Raw genomic sequence first — 19865 nt, 5'->3', positions numbered from 1 at the left:
GTTTCTGTTGCCCGTCAATGGCTGCTCCGCTCGGTTGGGCTCCACAACTCGCTCCGCTTGGAAATGTTCTTCTTATCGGGGGAGAAAAGGCTTTGATGGTTTACCCGTGAAGAGTAATGAATGGTTTGTTTTCTAAGCTTCGAAGTACTACAAACAAAAACGCCAAGAAGCCGGTCTCCAGGCGGAGCGACTGTCGGAGTCCGACCGAGCGGAGCGATGAGGCGCGGGCAAAAGGGGCGTAACCGTGAATACTCTGCGTAGCGGCTACCACTTTTACGCGCCCCCGTGACTCATTGCGCAGCGTGCAGTCCTACCCTCAGCAGGACTTAGGGTGGAGCGCAGCCTGGAGACCGGCTTTTTCGAAGATTGGGCAAATTGACGGCGGGACACTCCTTCGCTATTATGAGAAGGATGTATTGATAGGGAAACGGAGGAACGTTCATGAGCCGTGTATATGTGTTTGACCATCCGCTGATTCAGCACAAAGTAACTTATATCCGTGACAAGAATACGGGGACCAAGGAATTTCGCGAGTTGGTGGACGAAGTAGCGACACTGATGGGGTATGAAATTACCCGTGATATGCCGTTGGAGGAAACCACGATTGATACGCCTGTGGCTACTTGTAAATCCAACGTGATTGCAGGGAAAAAAGTGGGTCTCGTACCGATTTTGCGCGCTGGTCTCGGTATGGTTGACGGTCTGTTGAAGCTGATTCCTGCAGCCAAGGTAGGCCATGTTGGGTTGTATCGTGATCCGGAAACCTTGCAGCCAATTGAGTACTACGTAAAGCTGCCTTCTGACGTAGCTGAGCGTGAATTGATCGTGATTGATCCGATGCTGGCAACAGGCGGTTCTGCCGTTGCAGCGATTACTGCACTGAAAAAGCGCGGTGCGAAGAACATGAAGCTGATGTGCCTCATCGCTGCGCCAGAAGGTATTAAAATGGTGCAGGACGAGCATCCGGATGTAGATATTTTCGTAGCCGCGATTGATGAATATTTGAACGATCATGGATATATCGTGCCAGGCTTGGGAGATGCGGGAGACCGTCTGTACGGCACAAAGTAGCGGGAGAGGGAAACCGATGAAAACATGTAAAGTAATGACGGTATTTGGTACACGTCCGGAAGCGATCAAAATGGCTCCGCTCGTGCACGAATTGAACAAGCACAGCGAACAGATTGAATCCGTCGTTTGCGTGACTGCGCAGCATCGCCAAATGCTGGACCAGGTGCTGGAGATTTTCGATATCAAACCGGACATTGACTTGAACATCATGAAAGACCGGCAGACACTGGTAGGAGTCACTACCCGTGCGCTGGAGAGCTTGGACAAAGCGATCAAGGAAGTAAAACCTGACATCGTGCTGGTCCATGGGGATACGACAACGACTTTTGTCGCGAGCTTGGCAGCGTTCTACAACCAGGTTGCGATTGGCCACGTCGAAGCGGGCTTGCGTACGTGGGACAAGTATTCGCCATTCCCGGAAGAGATGAACCGTCAGCTGACAGGCGTCATGGCAGACCTGCACTTTGCCCCAACCGACGGCTCCGCTGACAATCTGCGCCGGGAAAACAAAAAGGAAGAGACCATCTACATCACTGGTAATACAGCGATTGATGCGCTGAAGACAACGGTGCGTGAAGATTATACACATCCTGTGCTCGACCTGGTTTCCAATCACAAAATGGTGCTGATGACCGCTCACCGTCGCGAAAATCTGGGTGAACCGATGCGCCAGATTTTCCGTGCCGTGAGAAGAATGGTGGACGAGCATCCAGAGATCGCGGTAGTCTACCCTGTGCATCTCAACCCGGCCGTACAGGAAGTGGCCCACGAGCTCCTGGGCAGACATGAGCGCATTCATTTGATCGAGCCGCTCGATGCCTTTGATTTCCACAACTTTGCGAGACGCGCGCATTTGATTCTGACTGACTCCGGTGGGGTACAGGAGGAAGCACCTTCTCTGGGAGTTCCTGTTCTCGTGCTGCGTGATACGACAGAGCGTCCAGAAGGGATTGCAGCAGGCACACTCAAGCTGGCTGGTACCGATGAAGCGCAGGTGTATGCGATGGCAAAAGAGCTGCTGACAAACCAAGCAGCGTATGATGCTATGGCGCATGCTGCCAATCCGTACGGGGATGGGGAAGCTTCCCGTCGGATTGTAGAGGCTATTCTTCATTATTTCGGATTGCGCGAGGAGCGTCCGGAGCCGTTCCATTCTGGTCATTAATCATCTAGGTCTGCACATACTGATTTTCTTTGAAGTCCCGTCCGGTGCTGTTGGTATAGCCGGACGGGTTTTCTTTCCGCAAAATTGTCGACTAACTATTTGTTATATTTTTCTAATAGAGAATCTAGCGACAAGGCGAAACTATCAACTACCATGGAGCGTCTAAATTCTAGTTGGGTTTTTGTACCTGAACCACAGACATAAAAAAGATCGGAAAACGGAGAGGAGTCACCAACATGAGAGCGCGGAAGGCGGTTACGCTGCTCACGGCTGCGACAGTAGCCTGGGGAGCTTTTGTTCCGTTTGTGCCGCTTGCGACCAATGTGGCACAAGCGAGAGCGGAGACAAGTTCATTGCAGATGATGTGGCAAACGCCGATTGGCGAAGGGACCACTTTACTCAAATACACAAAATCTTTTGCGGATCAACTGGTTACGGTCATGGTAACCAAGGTGGATCTCAACAATCAGTACGTGGCAGTAAAGCCGGTCTACGGTACGAAAGGCAAGCTGACGGAAAGGCAAACCGTAACCCAGATGGCGCGGGAAACGGGAGCGATCGCAGCGATCAATGCGGACTTTTTCAACATGTCCAAACGCGGCGCACCTTTCGGAATCGTGCAAAAGGACGGCGAGCTGGTTTCCTCGATGGGGCTGATCTCTTACTGGTACAGCCTCGGATTGACGGGCGACAAGACCGCAATCATCGAAAAATTTGGATTTGGCGGAAAGGTAACTGCACCAAGTGGAGCTACCTACTCGATCCAAGGGGTCAACAAAGAAGAGTACAATCCCAGCGAAGGCCGCAAAAGCCATCAAAACCAGCTGAATCTGTACACCCCGTCTTTTGGCAAGACGAGCCTCGGGGCCATTTCCGGCTACAAAGACGTCGTAGAAATTTTGTTCGTCGACGATGTCGCCAAAGAAATCCGAGTCAATCAACCTGGCGTATACATACCTTACAACGGCTATGTCCTTTGGGGACATGGCGAGGCTGCGGCTTTCCTGAAACAAAATTTCCCTGTCGGTGCGAAAGCGCAGGTACAATATCAAACAACACCTCAAGACATCGATCTGCTGGATGCGGTAGGAGGAAACGTGCTTCTGGTTAACCAGGGAAAAGCGCTCACCTCCTTCCAGGCAGATAAATCCATTACCTCGATCAATTCTCGTACAGCTGTCGGTATCTCCCAAGACGGCAAAACAATGTACATGGTCACCATCGATGCGAGCAAAGGGGTTTATCTGGACGAGCTGGCAAAAATCATGGCAGAGCTGGGCTCCTATCGCGCAGTGAACTTTGACGGCGGTGGTTCCACGACTTTGGCTACCCGAATGCTGGGTGAGACGCAGGCGAACCTTTCCAACGTGCCGAGCGGCGGAGTAGAGCGAAGAGTACCAACAGGCCTTGCTGTGTATAACACTGCCCCAAAAGGCGACTTGCGCGGCTTTACAATCGATGTGCCTTCCGATGTTCTGATCGGACAAACGGTTTCGATGACCGCGTCAAAAGGATACGACACGCACTACCAGCCATACGCGATCAATTCGTCTAATGTCGCATGGGACGTAAGCGGTGGCTCGGATGTAGGGACAGTAGACGGTACACGCTTTACTCCAGCCCGTTCGGGTCAAATCACCCTGCAAGGGCGTTTGGGCAATGTGACGCAAAATAAAGAAATTCACGTCGTTTCTGGCAGCGAGGTCCAGCAGATTGTGGTTTCGCCAAATCCGGTGACGATCGCTCCTGGCCAAACCTTGACGCTCGACATCAAAATCAAGACGAAAAAGGGAGCGCTTGTTCAGGCGACTCCGCTTAGTGTGCAGACAAGTGTAGACTCTTCGATCGCTACGGTGAACGACAAGCTGCAGCTGACAGCGGGAGATCTGCCAGGCAACGGCAAGCTCACTGTGACCTATGATGGGGTTTCTACAACGATTCCGTTTGCGATCGGTCAATTCGAGCAGCCTTGGCTGACATTTGACAACCAAGTGGGCATGTACCACGCTGCTAACCCTGCGAGCATCAGCTCTGCTGGTTCCTTCGGTGCTGTCACCGATCCTGTGTTCCGTACGAAAAAAGCAGCGAAACTGGTCTACAACTTCTCGGGAGCGCCAGCAAGCAGCATGAGAATCGCTTACGGCGTCCTTGGTGCAAATCCAGTGACGATCCCAGGCAAGCCACTTGGATTGGGACTGTGGGTCAATGGCGACAGCAGCAGACACTGGCTGCGTGCGGAAGTCATCGATGCAAACGGCAAGACTGTGTACGTGGATCTGGCAAAAGAAATCGACTGGTCGGGCTGGAAGCAAGTGAAAGGCTACTTCCCGAGCAATGCCGCCTATCCGTTGAAGCTGAGAAGCATTTACGTCGTCGACCAGGCAAACGACGGAATTACGCACGATCAAGGTACCCTGTACTTCGACGAGGCATCTCTCCTCTTGCCGAACCAAACGGGTCAACCGAGTGATTCGGTGATCGTGCCTGAGCTGCCGGGAAGCATGTCTCTCGGAGCGGAGCTCGACTTGCAGCATTCCTTTGTAAACACAGCATCGTTCCTGGAAACCGCGAAGATCGATGTGGAGCCGATCGTTTCGCAGCCGCTTCCAGGCTACGTGCCGGCAGACTACTCCTTTACGATTCAGCCGGGTGAGCTGAAGGCTGGAGAAGAAGATCGCATCTCTACCTCTCCGATTCAGCTGACACTCGTGCCGAAAAATTGGATTGCGGGGAAAGGCGTTGGACTTCTGTATGTGAACGAGACCAACAATACGCTCGATCCGTTGCTGGGTACGAGAAATGCACAAGGACAATGGGTCTACGAAGTCAATTCCTACGGGAAGTACGTGCCGTACTATCTGGATAATGTGGGACCAGCGTTCACTGACATTACCAACCACCCTGCTAAAAACGAAATCACGTACATGGCAGATCAAGGCTATGTGAAGGGCTTGACCGACACCACATTCGGCCCGGAGGCTTCTCTGACCCGTGCGCAGTTTGTCGCTTTGCTCGCGCGTACGTTTGATTGGCAGCTGCCGTCTGCGCCAAAGCTAAGCTTCAAGGATAAAGTGCCTTCCTATGCACAAGGAGCTGTGCAGGTTGCTGTTTCCAAAGGCTTGGTGAAGGGATACGGAGATAATACCTTCCGTCCAGACCAGCCGGTGACGCGTGCGGAAGCAGCCGTGATTCTCGATCGTCTCGTAAATAAAAAGGGAGCCACTAAAACCGTTGGGGATAAAGGAACATGGCCTACGTGGGCAGCTTCCTCGATCAACAACATGGTCGGGCTCGGTCTGATGGATCCGGTCAGCAACAAATTCCAGCCGAACAAGGCAACGACCCGTGCAGTGTGTGTCGTGGCTCTGTACCGGATTTTGCAGCAAACGAAATAAGCAGGAAATACCCAAAAAAAGGACCTAGTTTCTCCTCAGGGAGCGACAAGGTCCTTTTTTTGTTGCCAAACGAAGGAAAAAGGCTTTGCGAAAATATGTTAACCAAATTAAAATACAAGTTAACAAATAAGTGTTAACGAAGGAGGTTATCAAGTTGCTATATTCACCTGAGGAGCTGGCCGCCAAGAACAAGCGGTATTTGTGGCATCCATTTACGCAGATGAAAGACTACATGGAAGACGAGCCCCTCATCATTGCCCGAGGAAAAGGAATCAAGCTGTTTGATGTGCATGGAAAGGAATACTACGATGGCTTTTCGTCTGTGTGGTTGAATGTGCACGGCCACAACGTCCCGGAGCTGAATCAAGCCATCATCGAGCAGCTCGATCAGGTCGCGCATTCAACTTTGCTTGGTATGGCGAATGTGCCGTCCATATTGCTGGCAGAGGAGCTGGTACGCCTCGCTCCGGAAGGCTTGACCAAAGTGTTTTACTCAGACAATGGGGCTACCGCTGTGGAAATCTCCTTGAAAATGGCTTTCCAGTATTGGCAAAACAGTGGGATGCACGAGAAGAAGTCTTTTATCACCATGAGCAATGCCTATCACGGAGATACGATCGGTGCTACGAGTGTAGGGGCAATCCCGCTCTATCATCAGATCTACAAGCCATTGCTATTTTCGCCTCATGTGATTCCATACCCGTATCCATACCGGGATGGCGGCGATGAGGCTGCGGTAAAGAGCACACTCGACAGACTGGAGCAGCTGCTACAGGAAAAAGGGACGGAAATCGCTGCCATGATTGTGGAGCCGGTGGTGCAGGGCGCGAGCGGGATGATCATCATGCCGGATGGCTGCTTACGGCAGATCGCGGAAATGCTCCAGGCGTACGATGTGCTGCTCATTGCCGACGAAGTAGCGACTGGCTTTGGCCGTACGGGGAAGATGTTTGCTTGCGAGCATGATGGGGTAACGCCAGACATCATGGCTGTGGCAAAAGGGCTGACTGGTGGCTATCTGCCGGTAGCCGCTACAGTGGTCAAAGAAAAAGTGTATGCGGCTTTTTATGCCGACTACGAGGAGCAAAAAACGTTCTTCCACGGGCATTCGTTTACTGGCAATCCGTTGGGATGTGCAGTCGCCTTGGCTAATCTGCGCTTGATGGAGGAGGGGCGGCTCGTAGAGGGTACCGTACAAAAGGCAAAATATCTCGCCGAGCTGCTGCTCCCTATGGCAGAAGAGGCCCATGTGGGGGACATCCGCCAAAAAGGGATGATGGCAGGCATTGAGCTCGTGCGGGATAAGGGGACAAAGGAGCCGTTTCACTGGAACGAGCGCATTGGAGTTCGCGTCTGCAAGCTGGCCCGGGAAAAAGGACTGTTGACGCGTCCATTGGGCAACGTGATCGTGTTCATTCCTCCGCTCGCTTCTACCTGTGAGGAGCTGCGTGACATGGTCCGCATTCTCGAGGCGTCGATCAAGGAGGCAACCTCGGCGACAAAGGAGGGATCGGTATGAACGAACAGAGATGTGCCGGCTTATTCATCGCCGGTACCGATACAGGGGTAGGGAAAACGATTGTCACGGCTGGCCTGGCAGCTGCTTTGCGCGAGGATGGATTGGAAATCGGCGTCTGGAAGCCCGTGATGTCCGGAGCCCTAGCGCATGAGGACGGAAGCGATGCAGCCTTTCTTCATACTTTCTCCGGGGTTGCAGATCTGCCTGACGAGATCGCTCCTCTCGTCTTTCCACAGCCACTCACTCCACTGCTGGCAGCTAGAGCTGCAAACCATGAGCTTACGATGGAGCAAGTCCTGCAGGGAGGGGAGCTTCTGAAGAAAAGACATCGATTTTTGCTGGTAGAGGGAGCGGGGGGACTCGCTGTTCCCCTCACCGAGACGGAAATGATGATCGATCTGGCGAGGAAGCTTGGGCTTCCGCTGTTGCTGGTAGCAAGAGATGGCCTAGGAACCATCAATCATACGCTGCTGTCAGTCTGGTATGCCCGAGAACAAGGCGTGCCTGTCGCTGGTGTCCTGCTAAACGAGGCAGATGCAGATTTTGCCGACGACGCCAGTAAGGCGAGCAACGCGAGCATGATTGAACGCTATGGGCAAGTCAAGGTGTGGGGAAGCCTTCCCAGATTGAGGAAGCCGCTCTCTCGTCCGGACCTGATTGCGGCCATACGCCAGCATGTAAATTTGGGGGCCATTGCCGCTCATATTCTGGGAGAAGAGGGGACACGATGATCGATTGGATGAGCTACGCAAAGAAAGCGATACATAACGAAATGCTGACGCGCGAGGAAGCGCTTCACGTGCTGCAGGCACAGGACGACGAGCTATTGCCGCTGCTGCACGCGGCTTTCCAGGTCAGGCGTCATTTTTTTGGCAAAAAGGTAAAGCTGAATATGATTCTAAACGCCAAAAGCGGTCTATGCCCGGAGGATTGTGGATACTGCTCACAATCGATCGTATCTAACGCTCCTGTAGCGAAATACACGCTGCTGGACAAGGAAACGCTGCTGGCAGGTGCCAGAGAAGCGCTGAACCGCAAAGCAGGGACGTATTGCATCGTGGCTTCCGGACGAGGACCGACGGAAAAAGAGCTGGCGCAGGTCATCGAGGCGGTAGAGGAAATTCGCGAAACGATGCCCCTGAAGATTTGTGCTTGTCTGGGGATTCTGAGCGAAGAGCAGGCCACGCGATTACAGGCAGCAGGTGTGCATCGCTACAACCACAATCTCAATACGAGCCGTTCCCATTACGGGGACATTACGACCACGCATACGTACGATCAGCGGGTAGAAACCGTCGATACGGTGAAAAAAGCAGGGATGTCCCCGTGCTCCGGTGTCATTATCGGGATGGGAGAGAGCGAAGAGGAAATCGTGGAGATGGCGCAGGCATTAAGAGAGCTGGATGCCGACTCGATTCCTGTCAATTTTTTAAATGCAATCCCGGGGACCCCCCTCGAAGCTTATGGACGGACACCTGCTAGAAAAGCACTCAAGGTGCTCGCCTTGTTCCGCTTTCTCTGTCCCACCAAAGAAATTCGTGTGGCAGGAGGAAGAGAAGTCAACCTGAGGTCCTTGCAGCCACTCGCGCTGTATGCAGCCAATTCGTTATTTGTAGGTGATTACTTGACGACTCCAGGGCAGGAAATTGCGACGGACCATCAGATGATCGAGGATCTGGGGTTTGAAATCGAGCTGTGTGCGCTTTAGGAAGGTGTTCGAAATGCTAGATCGATACGCTTGGCTGGATGAAGATTATGAGCGATTGGAAAAACAGGCGCTGACTAGGCAAATACGCAGCGTGGATGCTGTGCTGGGAGATCGAGGTGCATGGATCCGGGTTGAAGGCAAAACGCTGTTGAATCTATCGTCCAACAATTATCTGGGACTTGCCCATGATGCGCGGTTGAAAGCGGCAGCGATGGAGGCGATCGAGCTGTGGGGGACGGGAGCGACTGCTTCCCGTCTCGTTACAGGCAGCTGCGCCTTATATACCGAGCTGGAGCAGCGACTGGCAGCGTGGAAAGAGCGTGAAGCCGCTTTGGTGTTCGCGAGCGGCTATCAGGCGAATACGGGCGTCATCTCCGCTTTGGTCGGCCGGGGAGATGCCGTATTCAGTGATCGCCTCAATCATGCCAGCATCGTGGATGGAATTGTCCAAAGCCGTGCCGAGCATTACCGCTATCGTCACAATGATCCCGAGCATCTGGCGTATTTGCTGGAGAAGCACAAGGGAGCTCGCCGAAAACTGATCGTGACAGACACGGTCTTTTCGATGGATGGTGATACAGCTTTGCTACCCGATCTGGTTGGCTTGCGGGCTCGCTATGGGGCATTGCTGATGGTAGACGAGGCTCATGCAGGAGGTGTGCTTGGAGAGCGTGGAGAAGGGCTCTGTCACGCCCTAGGGCTGCACAGGGAGATCGATGTGATCATGGGGACGTTCAGCAAAGCGTTTGGGGCATACGGAGGCTATATTTGCGCTGATCATAGCGTGGTTCGATATCTTGCTACCAAATCTCGACCGCTCATCTATTCGACAGCCCTGCCGCCGGCGGTGATTGCTTCCGTGCTAACAGCATTGACCATTGTGATGAAGGACGCAGAGAGGCGAAAAAGTCTGCAGGCAAAGGCGAAATGGCTCCGCGAACGGCTGGCCTCGTACGGCTTTTCCGTAGGGGAGGGAGATACTCCCATCATCCCGTTGATCATCGGCGATAACGAAAAAACACTTCGCTACAGCCGCAAGCTGGAGGAAATGGGGATCGCTGCCGTCGCGATTCGTCCGCCTACTGTGCCAGCGGGGACTTCGCGGATCCGTCTCACTGTGATGGCGACACATACCTGGGCAGAGCTGGAATGGGCAGCCGACCAACTGCAGAGTATCCGGGCCGATCTGGAAGGAGGGATCGGGTAAATGGCAATCCAAACCGTCTTACTGTGGCTGACGGGCTGGGGGATGTCCAACGACCTTTGGCACCCGATTCAGGCGCGATTTCCTACCTGTCATCACGTCACACCCGACTTCACGCGCGCGACGTATCCAAAAGATTTTATGGCAGTGATTGAAAAGGAAGTAAGAGCGATCGGCAGCGGAAGGCTGTTCGTGATTGGATGGTCGATGGGAGGCATGCTCGCCCAGCGTCTCGCCGCAAACGCACCTCTCCATGGCATGGTTCTGATCAGTACAGGGAGCAGATTTGTTCGACCGAAAGAAGAACGGAGCAAAGGATGGCCCGTGGCTTCGCTGCTGAGAATGGAGCGCGAACTGATTGAAAATAGAGAGCGTGTGTGGGGAGATTTTTTCGAGAGTATTGCTACCGAAAAGGAGAGAAGAGAGAAGAAGGACACGTTTCTGGAATTGCGGGTAAACCAATGGTCCACTGAAGCGCTTTTGGCGGGACTCGCCTACTTGCGAGAAGAGGACTGCGGCCAGCTATGCCGCTCTTTGGACGTACCGGTGACGATCATACATGGAAAGAACGATGCGATCTGGCCGTTTGCAGCAGGAGCGGAATTGGTGGAGAGCCTACCTCAAGCGGAGCTGGTGCCAATAGAGGACAGTGGTCATGCACCGCCCATTTTTTATCCGGAAATCGTAACACTTGCTGTGCAGAGGATGGTGGAGAGTGATGGAGAAGGCAAGGCTTAAAAGCCGGTTCAGCCAAAAGGCGAGCAGCTATGATCGCTACGCGCTTGTTCAAAAGGAGATGGCAGGCCAGCTGCAAAAGCTTACATGCGCGGCGGTAGAACCGGATCGAGTCGCGAGGCTATTGGAGGTGGGATGCGGCACAGGGGGGCTCACACGGATGCTCCGCAGATATTTTGCCGAGTCCGCCTATCAGTCGATGGACATCGCACGAGGAATGCTGGAGCAGGCAGAGCATAACCTCCAGGCTGAAGGCATGGCTTGCGAGTTTCTGCATGCTGATATCGAAGAATGGGTCTGGGAGCAGCCCCCTGAGACGTACGATCTGATCGTGTCCGGTGCCTGCTTTCAATGGCTCGCTCATCCGGCAAAGACTTTAAGGGGCATCGCAAAGCTGCTTCGCCCGGGGGCGCCGCTTCTTTTTTCGACTTTCGGACCAGCGACTTTTCAGGAGCTTCATGCTTCGTTCGGGTATGCGCATCGTTGTCTAGGGCAGAATGAGGTTCGTCACGGTTTATCGTTTGTCTCATCTGAGCAGTGGGAGCGCATGCTAAGAGATGCTGGTATGGAGGACATTCGCACTACCACGCGAAAAGCAGTGTTATCCTATCCCTCCGTTGTCGAGTTTCTGCATGCGGTCAAATCAATAGGGGCAAATGCGAGCCAGGAAAGAGAGAAAGGATTGGGGCAAAGAAAGCTTTTGGCTGAGATGATCGGTTACTATGAACGAACATATGCCTTCGATCACGGCATTCCGGTCACATACGATTTGCTTTATATTCAAGCAAGTCGAAGCAGGAATCTGAGCACAAACATGGAATCATAGGAAAGTTGGCTAACATGATTATTCCGGGGAGTGTTTGAATATGAGTCAAAGAGAAATCGTTATTGCGAGTGCTGTCCGCACTGCTATAGGGAGCTTTCAAGGCACGCTGTCTGGTGTAAGCGCTACAAAACTGGGAGGAATCGTGCTTGAAGCAGCTCTGGAGCGGGCAGGGGTACCCAAGGAAGCTGTGGACGAAGTCATCATGGGAAACGTACTCCAGGCTGGTCTGGGTCAAAATCCTGCACGTCAAGCTTCCATCCAAGCTGGTTTGGCAAATGAAGTTCCTTCCCTGACCATTAACAAAGTGTGCGGTTCAGGTCTGAAAGCAGTACATCTGGCCGTTCAGGCGATTCTCAGCGGTGATTCTGAAGTGGTACTCGCAGGTGGCATGGAAAACATGAGCCAGGCGCCGTACCTTTTGGAAGGCGCACGCAACGGCTATCGCATGGGAGATCAAAAAGTAGTAGATTCCATGATTCGCGACGGCTTGTGGTGTGCTTTCAACGACTATCACATGGGGATCACGGCAGAAAATCTTTGCAGCAAATACGAGATTGGCCGCGACGAGCAGGACGAATTTGCCGCATGGAGCCAGCAGAAGGCGCAGAAGGCGATTGAAACCGGCCGCTTCCAGGAAGAGATCGTCCCCGTGGCCATTCCGCAGAGAAAAGGCGATCCTGTCCTATTCGCTGTGGATGAATTCCCGCGTGCAGGCGTTACCGCAGAAGCGCTGGGCAAGCTGAAGCCAGCCTTTAAAAAAGACGGTTCCGTCACTGCGGGCAACGCTTCGGGAATCAATGACGGCGCAGCTGCTCTCTTGATTATGACTAAAGAAAAGGCTGACGAGCTTGGCGTCAAGCCGTTGGCGCGCATCATCGCCAACGCCAGCGCTGGTGTAGATCCGAGCATTATGGGCTACGGACCGGTTCCGGCTACCGAGAAGGTATTGAAGAAAGCGGGCTTGTCTATTGCTGACATCGACCTGATCGAGGCGAACGAAGCGTTTGCTGTTCAATCCTTGTCCGTTGGAAAAGCACTCGGCTTCGATTCGGAGAAGGTAAATGTGAACGGAGGAGCGATTGCTTTGGGGCATCCGATCGGTGCAAGCGGCGCCCGAATTTTAGTTACCCTTATTCACGAATTACATAAGCGTGAAGGGGTAAAATATGGGTTAGCGACTCTTTGCATTGGCGGCGGACAGGGAGTAGCGACGGTCATTGAGAAACTGTAGTATTTTCAATAGTTTTCAATTGTGAACGCTTTGTGTACAGAACGGGTCGAACGTTGACAAAGGGAATAATCTTTCGTTAATATGGATGAGGGCAAAGGGGCGCTTGACACCTGCCCTCTCCTTATGTTTGAAAGGAGAATGTCCTGTGTCGAAAATTGATAATCCATGGCGAGCCATCACACTGGTTACTTTAATTGGTGTCGATATGGCAATTTGTGTGATTGCAGGGGTATTTCTGGGTAAATATCTGGATGGCCTTTTCGCTTCCAATCCGCTGTTTTTGATGATTGGATTGCTCGCAGGATTAGGTATAGGCGTGTACAGCGTCTACCGCATCATTCGCGGGTACCTCTAGGGAGATGGGACATGCAAACGTTTACTTTGGCTATGCGAGCCACTTTTCGCTATGCCTTTTTCTGTATGGCGATAGCTGCGATACTCTGGGCAGTGTTGCCATCGTATCGATTCTTTTTGCAGGGCCTTCTTTTAGGGATGGTCTGCAGTCTCGTGAATGGAACTGTCCTCTTCAGCAAAACCTGGCGTATCGGTCAGATGGCTGTCGATCCAAGTGTACGGCCTAAAGGGACTGGCATGCTACAACGCCTCATCGTCGCGGGGTTTGCTGTCTTCCTGACGATGCGATTCCCTCATTTATTTGGACTTGCTGGCGTTTTGATAGGGTTGTTCCTCTTTCAGGCTCTTAGTTTCCTTTTTGTGTATCGCTCCTTTAAATAGATATCTGCATTTCTTTTTTACATGTATGCGAAAAACTACTCGCGCGGAAGAAAGGGGTGAAATACATGCATTATTCTCTGCGATTTGAATGGTTGGGCATGGTATTTGACATCTCCACTATTCTCATGATTCTGGTAACCTCTCTGGTGGTACTCTTCATGTGTATCGGTATGACCCGCAAGCTGACCTCCGCTACTCCAGGCGGCACGCAAAACGTGATGGAATGGATTGTGGACTTTGTCACCGGTATTACTAAGAGCTACATCACACCGAAGAAAGCTGCGGGTTTTGTCTCCTTGGCGCTCACGTTGTTCCTGTACATCTTCTTGGGGAACCAATTGGGACTTTTGTTCAACGTGAACACGGCTCACCACAATAGTCATGGCCAAGAGGTAAGCCAAGGTTTCATCGACATGCTGACTGTTTCCACTAGCAATGAAATGAAACAACAAAAGCTGGAAAAAGTAACGGAAGAGTTGAACTCTACCGATCCGCATGCACACGGTGTGGTAATTAGTTGGTGGAAATCGCCTACCGCGACGCCGAGCGTTACCTTCGCTTTGGCACTCATCGTTCTTCTATACTCTCACTATCTGGGAATCAAGAAGAGCTTTGGCGGTTGGCTGAAACATACATTCCTGAACCCGATTCACATTCTCGAGGAGTTCATCATTAAGCCGTTGACGCTTCCTTTGCGTCTATTCGGTAACATCTTTGCGGGTGAGGTTTTGATCGCCTTCCTGCTGAGTGTAGGAATCTTCGGTAGCATCCCGCTGTTTATCTGGCTGGGTTACTCCGTATTCGTAGGTTCCGTACAAGCGTTCATTTTCACGACGCTTGCAATGGTGTACCTCTCGCAGCAAGTGAACGAAGATCATTAATCGGCAATTTCCGTATTTCATTCTTTTTTACAACACTAAGGAGGTTTTTAAACAATGGAAGGTTTGGCTCTTGCAATCGGTATCGTATTTGGTCTTGCTGCTCTTGGCGCGGCAATCGGTAACTCCCTGGTAATCTCTCGTACAATTGAAGGCGTAGCTCGCCAACCTGAAGCGCGTGGTAACCTGATGGGTCTCATGTTCCTGGGTCTTGGTCTGGTAGAGGCAGTTCCGATCATCGCTGTAGCGATCGGTTTCATCCTCTTTGGTCGTCTGTAAGCGAGCAACGGAAACGATAGGCGGGCGCTTGTTACCCGCCTCTATTTTTGGAAGAAACGGTTTTATGAATCCGTGAAGATACATCTTTCTTTTCGCAGGAAGGAGTGAAACGAATGCTCGACTTTGGAGCTGTATCCCTGGAATGGGGAACGCTATTAACCCAAGCAATTGTATTCTTGTTGTTGTTGCTGGCTGTTCGTAAATTCGCCATGGGCCCGATCGTGGGCATGATGGAAAAACGCCGTCAGCATATCGCAAATGAAATCTCCTCGGCTGAGCAGGGCCGCAAAGAAGCGGAAGCACTGCTCGCTGAGCAACGTCGTGTACTGGATGAAGCACGCGCTGAATCCAAAGCGATCATCGACCGTGCTGCAAAGCAAGCGTCTGATGAAGCTAGCAAAATCGTAGCGGAAGCTCAAGCTGCTTCCGAGCGCATGAAAGCTGATGCAAGTGCTGAACTGGCTCGTGAAGTAGAAAAAGCGAAGCTGGAACTGCGTGAGCAAATGACTAGCCTTTCCGTACTCTTGGCTTCCAAGATCATCGAGAAAGAACTGGACGAAGCTGCGCAAAAGTCTACTGTTGACAAATTTCTCGCTCAAGTGGGAGATCGCCTATGAGTAGCGCTGTAGGAAAACGTTATGCTCGCGCTCTCTTCGATGTAGCGAGCGAGCGTGGCAAGATCGATCAGGTAGAAGCAGACCTCGGTGCGATCGTGCAAGCTGTCGAGCAGAATGCCGATCTGAGCAAGATCATGCATCATCCGCACATTGCTGCTGATGCAAAAATCAAGCTGGTAGACGAACTGTTCAAAAGTCATGTAGGGGAAGAAAGCTTTAATTTCCTCCGCGTACTGATTGAAAATGGACGGGAAGCGGAGCTGGCGGCGATTTACAGTTCCTTTGTGAAGCTGGCGAACGACGCACGTGGCATCGCGGATGCGATCGTGACGAGCGCGAAACCGCTCACATCTGAAGAACAAGCAGAGTTGGCTGAGAAGTTCGGTCAAACCTTGAATAAAAAATTGCGTTTGATGGCAGTGGTAGACCCAGCAATCCTCGGAGGCATCGTGATCAAGATCGGTGACCGTCTGTATGATGGCAGCCTGAAAACGAAGTTGGAAACCTTTGCGCATCAAGCGTAAAGCTGGCAGTACCTCTACTAAGAAGTTGGATGAATGGGGTGAATGTAAGTGAGTGCAATCAGACCAGAAGAGATTAGCTCCCTCATCAAAGAGCGGATCGCTAACTTTAAATCTGAAATCGAAGTTGTGGATGTAGGCACAGTCATCCAGGTAGGTGACGGTATCGCCCGCGTTCACGGTTTGGAAAAGGCCATGCAAGGGGAGCTCCTCGAGTTCCAAAATGGCGTAATGGGTATGGTACTCAACTTGGAAGAAGACAACGTGGGTGTCGTTATTATGGGACCTTTCCGCGACATTAAGGAAGGCGATACTGTAAAACGTACCGGCCGCGTAATGGAAGTTCCAGTTGGAGAAGGAATGCTCGGCCGCGTAGTAAACCCACTGGGTCAACCAATCGATGGCCAGGGTCCTATCGCAAACAACGGTTTCCGCCCGATCGAGAGCCCAGCTCCTGGTGTTATGGCGCGTAAATCCGTACACGAACCACTCCAAACAGGTATCAAAGCGATCGACGCGATGATCCCGGTTGGTCGTGGACAGCGCGAGTTGATCATTGGTGACCGCCAAACTGGTAAAACAGCTGTGGCGCTCGACACGATCATCAACCAAAAAGGTCAAAACATGATTTGTATCTACGTAGCAATCGGTCAAAAGCAGTCCACTGTTGCTAACATCGTAGAAACTCTGCGTAAAGCAGGCGCTCTGGAATACACCATCATCGTATCCGCTACAGCTTCTGACCCAGCTCCGATGCTGTACCTGGCTCCTTACACTGGCGTAACCATGGGTGAATACTTCATGTACAAAGGACAACATGTCCTCTGCGTATACGATGACCTGTCCAAACAGGCTTCTGCATACCGCGAGATGTCCCTGTTGCTCCGCCGTCCTCCAGGTCGTGAGGCTTATCCTGGTGACGTATTCTACTTGCACTCCCGTTTGCTGGAGCGCGCTGCGAAACTGTCCGATGAATTGGGTGGCGGTTCTATTACAGCTCTTCCTTTCATCGAAACACAAGCAGGCGATATCTCCGCTTACATTCCTACCAACGTGATCTCCATCACGGACGGTCAGATCTTCCTGGAGACAGACTTGTTCAACGCAGGTCAACGTCCAGCGGTGAATACCGGTCTTTCCGTATCCCGTGTAGGTGGTTCCGCGCAAATCAAGGCGATGAAAAAGGTAGCAGGTCCACTCAAGCTTGAGTTGGCTCAATACCGTGAGCTCGCTGCTTTCGCTCAGTTCGGTTCCGATCTGGACAAAGCAACCCAAGCTCGTCTGACCCGTGGTGAGCGCTTGATGGAAATCATGAAACAAGGTCAATTCGATCCAATGCCTGTTGAGAAGCAAGTTGCTTCTATCTATACAGCTACAAAAGGTTTCCTGGATGACATTCCAGTTGGCGACGTAGGCCGCTTTGAGAAGGAGCTTCTGTCCTATCTGGATTCCAACAAACCGCAATTGTTGGAGCATATCCGGACTACGAAAGAGCTTCCAGATGAAAAAGAATTCAACGCAGCGATCGAAGAGTTCAAAAAAGGCTTTTCGGTAACTCGCTAATCGCGAACGATTGACATCAGATGCATGCCGGGCGCTCTCGCTCGGCCATGCGTCCTCAAGGTGGTGAAAACGAGTGGCTAAAGGAATACGTGAGATTCGACGCAGTATCAAGAGTACCAAAAATACGCGCCAAATCACGAAAGCGATGAAAATGGTGGCAGCTGCAAAGCTTCGCCGCAACCAGGAGAAAGCAGAAGCGGCACGTCCGTACGCTGACAAAATCCAGGAAGTGATTTCTAGCATTGCGAGCGGCAACACTGGTTCCAAGCACCCAATGCTCCAATCCCGTCCTGTGAAAAAAACTGGTTACATCGTCATCACTTCCGACCGTGGTCTTGCAGGTGGCTACAACGCAAACATGCTTCGCGCTGTAGTCAATACCATTGCTGAAAAGCACAAGTCCAAGGATGAGTATGGCATTTTTGTTATCGGACGCAAAGGTCGCGATTTCTTCCGTAAACGTAATTACTCGGTGATGGAAGAGGTTACGGGTCTGCCAGCCAGCCCATCCTTTGGCGATATCAAGAAAATTGCAGGCGCGGCAGTCCAAATGTTCGCGGATGAGCAAATCGACGAGCTGTACCTCTGCTACAACAAGTTCCAGAGTGCAATTTCGCAAATACCTACCGTAAAACGCTTGCTGCCGTTGGAGGCTCCCGAGAGCACAAACGACCGCAAAATGAATTACGAGTATGAGCCGTCCTCGGAAGAAGTACTGGCCGATCTGCTGCCAAAATATGCGGAGACACTGGTATACAGTGCGCTTCTGGAAGCGAAGGCTTCCGAAGAAGGTTCCCGTATGACTGCAATGGGCAACGCGACAGATAACGCAACGGACATGATCAACCGTTACACGTTGATTTACAACCGTGCCCGTCAGGCAGCCATTACTCAAGAGATTTCCGAGATCGTCGCAGGTGCAAACGCACAGGCGTAATGGCAGCGAATAGCTCCCAATTCAGCTTTACAGGAGGGAAGAAGTAAGATGGCGAATGGACGCGTGGTTCAGGTAATGGGTCCGGTTGTTGACATCGAGTTCGATCGTGGACACCTGCCTGCCATTTACAATGCGATCAAGATTCAACATAAAGCACAAAGCGCTGGCGAGCGCGACATCGACTTGACCGTTGAGGTTGCGACTCACCTGGGTGATAACATGGTTCGTACCGTAGCAATGTCTTCTACCGACGGTTTGGTTCGCGGTATGGAAGCAGTTGATACTGGTGCAGCTATTTCCGTTCCAGTAGGTGCAGTAACTCTCGGACGCGTATTTAACGTACTCGGCGAACCGATTGACCTGCAAGAGATTGGTCAAGTAGATCGTCGTGACCCAATTCACCGCAAAGCTCCTGAGTTCGTTGAGCAAGCGACTACTGTTGAAATCCTTGAAACAGGAATCAAGGTTATTGACCTGTTGGCTCCTTACATCAAGGGTGGTAAGATCGGTCTGTTCGGTGGTGCGGGTGTAGGTAAAACCGTTACTATTCAAGAGCTGATCAACAACATCGCACAAGAACACGGCGGTATTTCCGTATTCGCTGGTGTAGGTGAGCGTACCCGTGAAGGTAACGACCTGTACCACGAGATGAAAGACGCAGGCGTTCTGCCGAAAACCGCGATGGTATTCGGACAAATGAACGAACCACCTGGTGCACGTCTTCGTGTAGCACTGACCGGTTTGACCATGGCGGAATATTTCCGTGATGAAGAAGGCCGCGACGTACTCTTGTTTATCGACAACATCTTCCGCTTTACCCAAGCGGGTTCTGAAGTATCCGCTCTCCTCGGCCGTATGCCATCCGCGGTAGGTTACCAACCAACATTGGCTACCGAAATGGGTCAGCTGCAAGAGCGTATTACTTCCACGAAAAAAGGTTCCGTAACGTCTATTCAAGCGATCTACGTACCAGCGGATGACTATACTGACCCGGCTCCTGCTACTACGTTTGCTCACTTGGACGCTACGACTAACCTGGAGCGTTCCATCGCTGAGTTGGGTATCTTCCCTGCGGTAGACCCACTCGCATCCACTTCCCGTGCTCTGTCCCCGGACGTTGTAGGTCAAGAACACTACGATGTAGCACGTGGCGTACAAAAAATCCTGCAACGATATAAAGAGTTGCAAGATATCATTGCAATCTTGGGTATGGACGAATTGAGCGATGAGGACAAGCAAGTAGTTGGGCGTGCACGCCGCATTCAACGTTTCCTGTCCCAATCCTTCCACGTTGCCGAGCAATTTACCGGTAACCCTGGTCAATACGTTCCACTGAAAGATACAGTTCGTAGCTTCAAAGAAATCCTCGAAGGTAAGCACGACCACCTGCCAGAGGGCGCGTTCCTGTATGTTGGTACGATTGAAGAAGCGGTAGAAAAAGCGAAGTCCATGGCGTAAGACACCCTGGAAAGGGGAGACCA

General features: G+C 51.9%; 19 protein-coding genes. All 19 read left to right on the top strand.

Features of this window, described 5'->3' with window-relative positions; genetic code table 11:
- Positions 1–441: 441 nt before the first annotated feature.
- The 19 genes from upp to atpD all read left to right on the top strand — a co-directional run bounded on the left by upp (position 442) and on the right by atpD (position 19842).
- Positions 442–1071, top strand: a complete 630-nt coding sequence (gene upp, locus EDM55_RS16145) for a uracil phosphoribosyltransferase (RefSeq protein ID WP_092268284.1) — start codon at positions 442–444, stop codon at positions 1069–1071.
- A 16-nt stretch (positions 1072–1087) separates the two neighbouring features.
- Positions 1088–2236 (top strand): non-hydrolyzing UDP-N-acetylglucosamine 2-epimerase, encoded by a 1149-nt coding sequence (wecB, locus tag EDM55_RS16140; protein ID WP_122960783.1) that lies wholly within the window; start codon positions 1088–1090, stop codon positions 2234–2236.
- Between the two features lie 236 nt (positions 2237–2472).
- A complete protein-coding gene (locus EDM55_RS16135) occupies positions 2473–5631 on the top strand; it encodes an S-layer homology domain-containing protein (RefSeq protein ID WP_092268282.1) in 3159 nt (1052 codons plus the stop codon).
- Positions 5632–5761: 130 nt separating this feature from the next.
- On the top strand, positions 5762–7150 hold the full coding sequence (gene bioA / locus EDM55_RS16130) for an adenosylmethionine--8-amino-7-oxononanoate transaminase (RefSeq protein WP_122960782.1): 1389 nt from the start codon (positions 5762–5764) through the stop codon (positions 7148–7150).
- A complete protein-coding gene (gene bioD / locus EDM55_RS16125) occupies positions 7147–7881 on the top strand; it encodes a dethiobiotin synthase (RefSeq protein ID WP_092268280.1) in 735 nt (244 codons plus the stop codon). The genes bioA and bioD overlap by 4 nt, the downstream gene beginning before the upstream one ends.
- Positions 7878–8858: a biotin synthase BioB gene (gene bioB, locus EDM55_RS16120; RefSeq protein ID WP_122960781.1), complete on the top strand. Its 981-nt coding sequence runs from the start codon at positions 7878–7880 to the stop codon at positions 8856–8858. Before bioD ends, bioB begins: the two co-directional genes overlap by 4 nt.
- Before the next feature lie 13 nt (positions 8859–8871).
- Entirely contained in the window at positions 8872–10065 is a 1194-nt protein-coding gene (gene bioF / locus EDM55_RS16115) for an 8-amino-7-oxononanoate synthase (RefSeq protein ID WP_122960780.1), read from the top strand.
- The gene (locus EDM55_RS16110) at positions 10066–10800 is read left to right on the top strand and encodes an alpha/beta fold hydrolase (protein WP_122960779.1); all 735 of its coding nucleotides are present in this window, start codon (positions 10066–10068) and stop codon (positions 10798–10800) included.
- Positions 10781–11623, top strand: coding sequence for a malonyl-ACP O-methyltransferase BioC (gene bioC / locus EDM55_RS16105; protein WP_092268276.1), 843 nt, complete (start codon positions 10781–10783; stop codon positions 11621–11623). Before EDM55_RS16110 ends, bioC begins: the two co-directional genes overlap by 20 nt.
- Before the next feature lie 40 nt (positions 11624–11663).
- A complete protein-coding gene (locus tag EDM55_RS16100) occupies positions 11664–12854 on the top strand; it encodes an acetyl-CoA C-acetyltransferase (RefSeq protein ID WP_092268275.1) in 1191 nt (396 codons plus the stop codon).
- Between the two features lie 145 nt (positions 12855–12999).
- Positions 13000–13209: an AtpZ/AtpI family protein gene (locus tag EDM55_RS16095; protein ID WP_092268274.1), complete on the top strand. Its 210-nt coding sequence runs from the start codon at positions 13000–13002 to the stop codon at positions 13207–13209.
- An 11-nt stretch (positions 13210–13220) separates the two neighbouring features.
- Positions 13221–13589 carry an ATP synthase subunit I gene (locus EDM55_RS16090; RefSeq protein WP_092268273.1) on the top strand — a complete coding sequence of 123 codons (369 nt, stop codon included), beginning with the start codon at positions 13221–13223 and terminating at the stop codon, positions 13587–13589.
- 65 nt (positions 13590–13654) lie between these two features.
- Complete coding sequence (gene atpB, locus EDM55_RS16085; protein ID WP_092268272.1) at positions 13655–14470, top strand: F0F1 ATP synthase subunit A; 816 nt, start codon at positions 13655–13657, stop codon at positions 14468–14470.
- Positions 14471–14524: 54 nt separating this feature from the next.
- A complete protein-coding gene (gene atpE, locus EDM55_RS16080; protein ID WP_029100371.1) occupies positions 14525–14746 on the top strand; it encodes a F0F1 ATP synthase subunit C in 222 nt (73 codons plus the stop codon).
- Between the two features lie 113 nt (positions 14747–14859).
- A complete protein-coding gene (gene atpF, locus EDM55_RS16075; RefSeq protein WP_092268271.1) occupies positions 14860–15363 on the top strand; it encodes a F0F1 ATP synthase subunit B in 504 nt (167 codons plus the stop codon).
- Positions 15360–15887 (top strand): F0F1 ATP synthase subunit delta, encoded by a 528-nt coding sequence (locus EDM55_RS16070; RefSeq protein WP_122960778.1) that lies wholly within the window; start codon positions 15360–15362, stop codon positions 15885–15887. The genes atpF and EDM55_RS16070 overlap by 4 nt, the downstream gene beginning before the upstream one ends.
- A gap of 48 nt (positions 15888–15935) precedes the next feature.
- Positions 15936–17447 (top strand): F0F1 ATP synthase subunit alpha, encoded by a 1512-nt coding sequence (gene atpA, locus EDM55_RS16065; RefSeq protein WP_092268269.1) that lies wholly within the window; start codon positions 15936–15938, stop codon positions 17445–17447.
- 73 nt (positions 17448–17520) lie between these two features.
- The gene (gene atpG, locus EDM55_RS16060) at positions 17521–18384 is read left to right on the top strand and encodes an ATP synthase F1 subunit gamma (protein ID WP_092268268.1); all 864 of its coding nucleotides are present in this window, start codon (positions 17521–17523) and stop codon (positions 18382–18384) included.
- A gap of 48 nt (positions 18385–18432) precedes the next feature.
- On the top strand, positions 18433–19842 hold the full coding sequence (gene atpD, locus EDM55_RS16055) for a F0F1 ATP synthase subunit beta (protein WP_122960777.1): 1410 nt from the start codon (positions 18433–18435) through the stop codon (positions 19840–19842).
- Positions 19843–19865 lie beyond the last annotated feature (23 nt).

Origin of the sequence: Brevibacillus centrosporus, assembly GCF_003710815.1 — a bacterium.
In the GTDB taxonomy this organism is placed as follows: Bacteria; Bacillota; Bacilli; order Brevibacillales; family Brevibacillaceae; genus Brevibacillus; species Brevibacillus centrosporus.
This window is presented reverse-complemented; position numbering and strand designations above follow the sequence as displayed.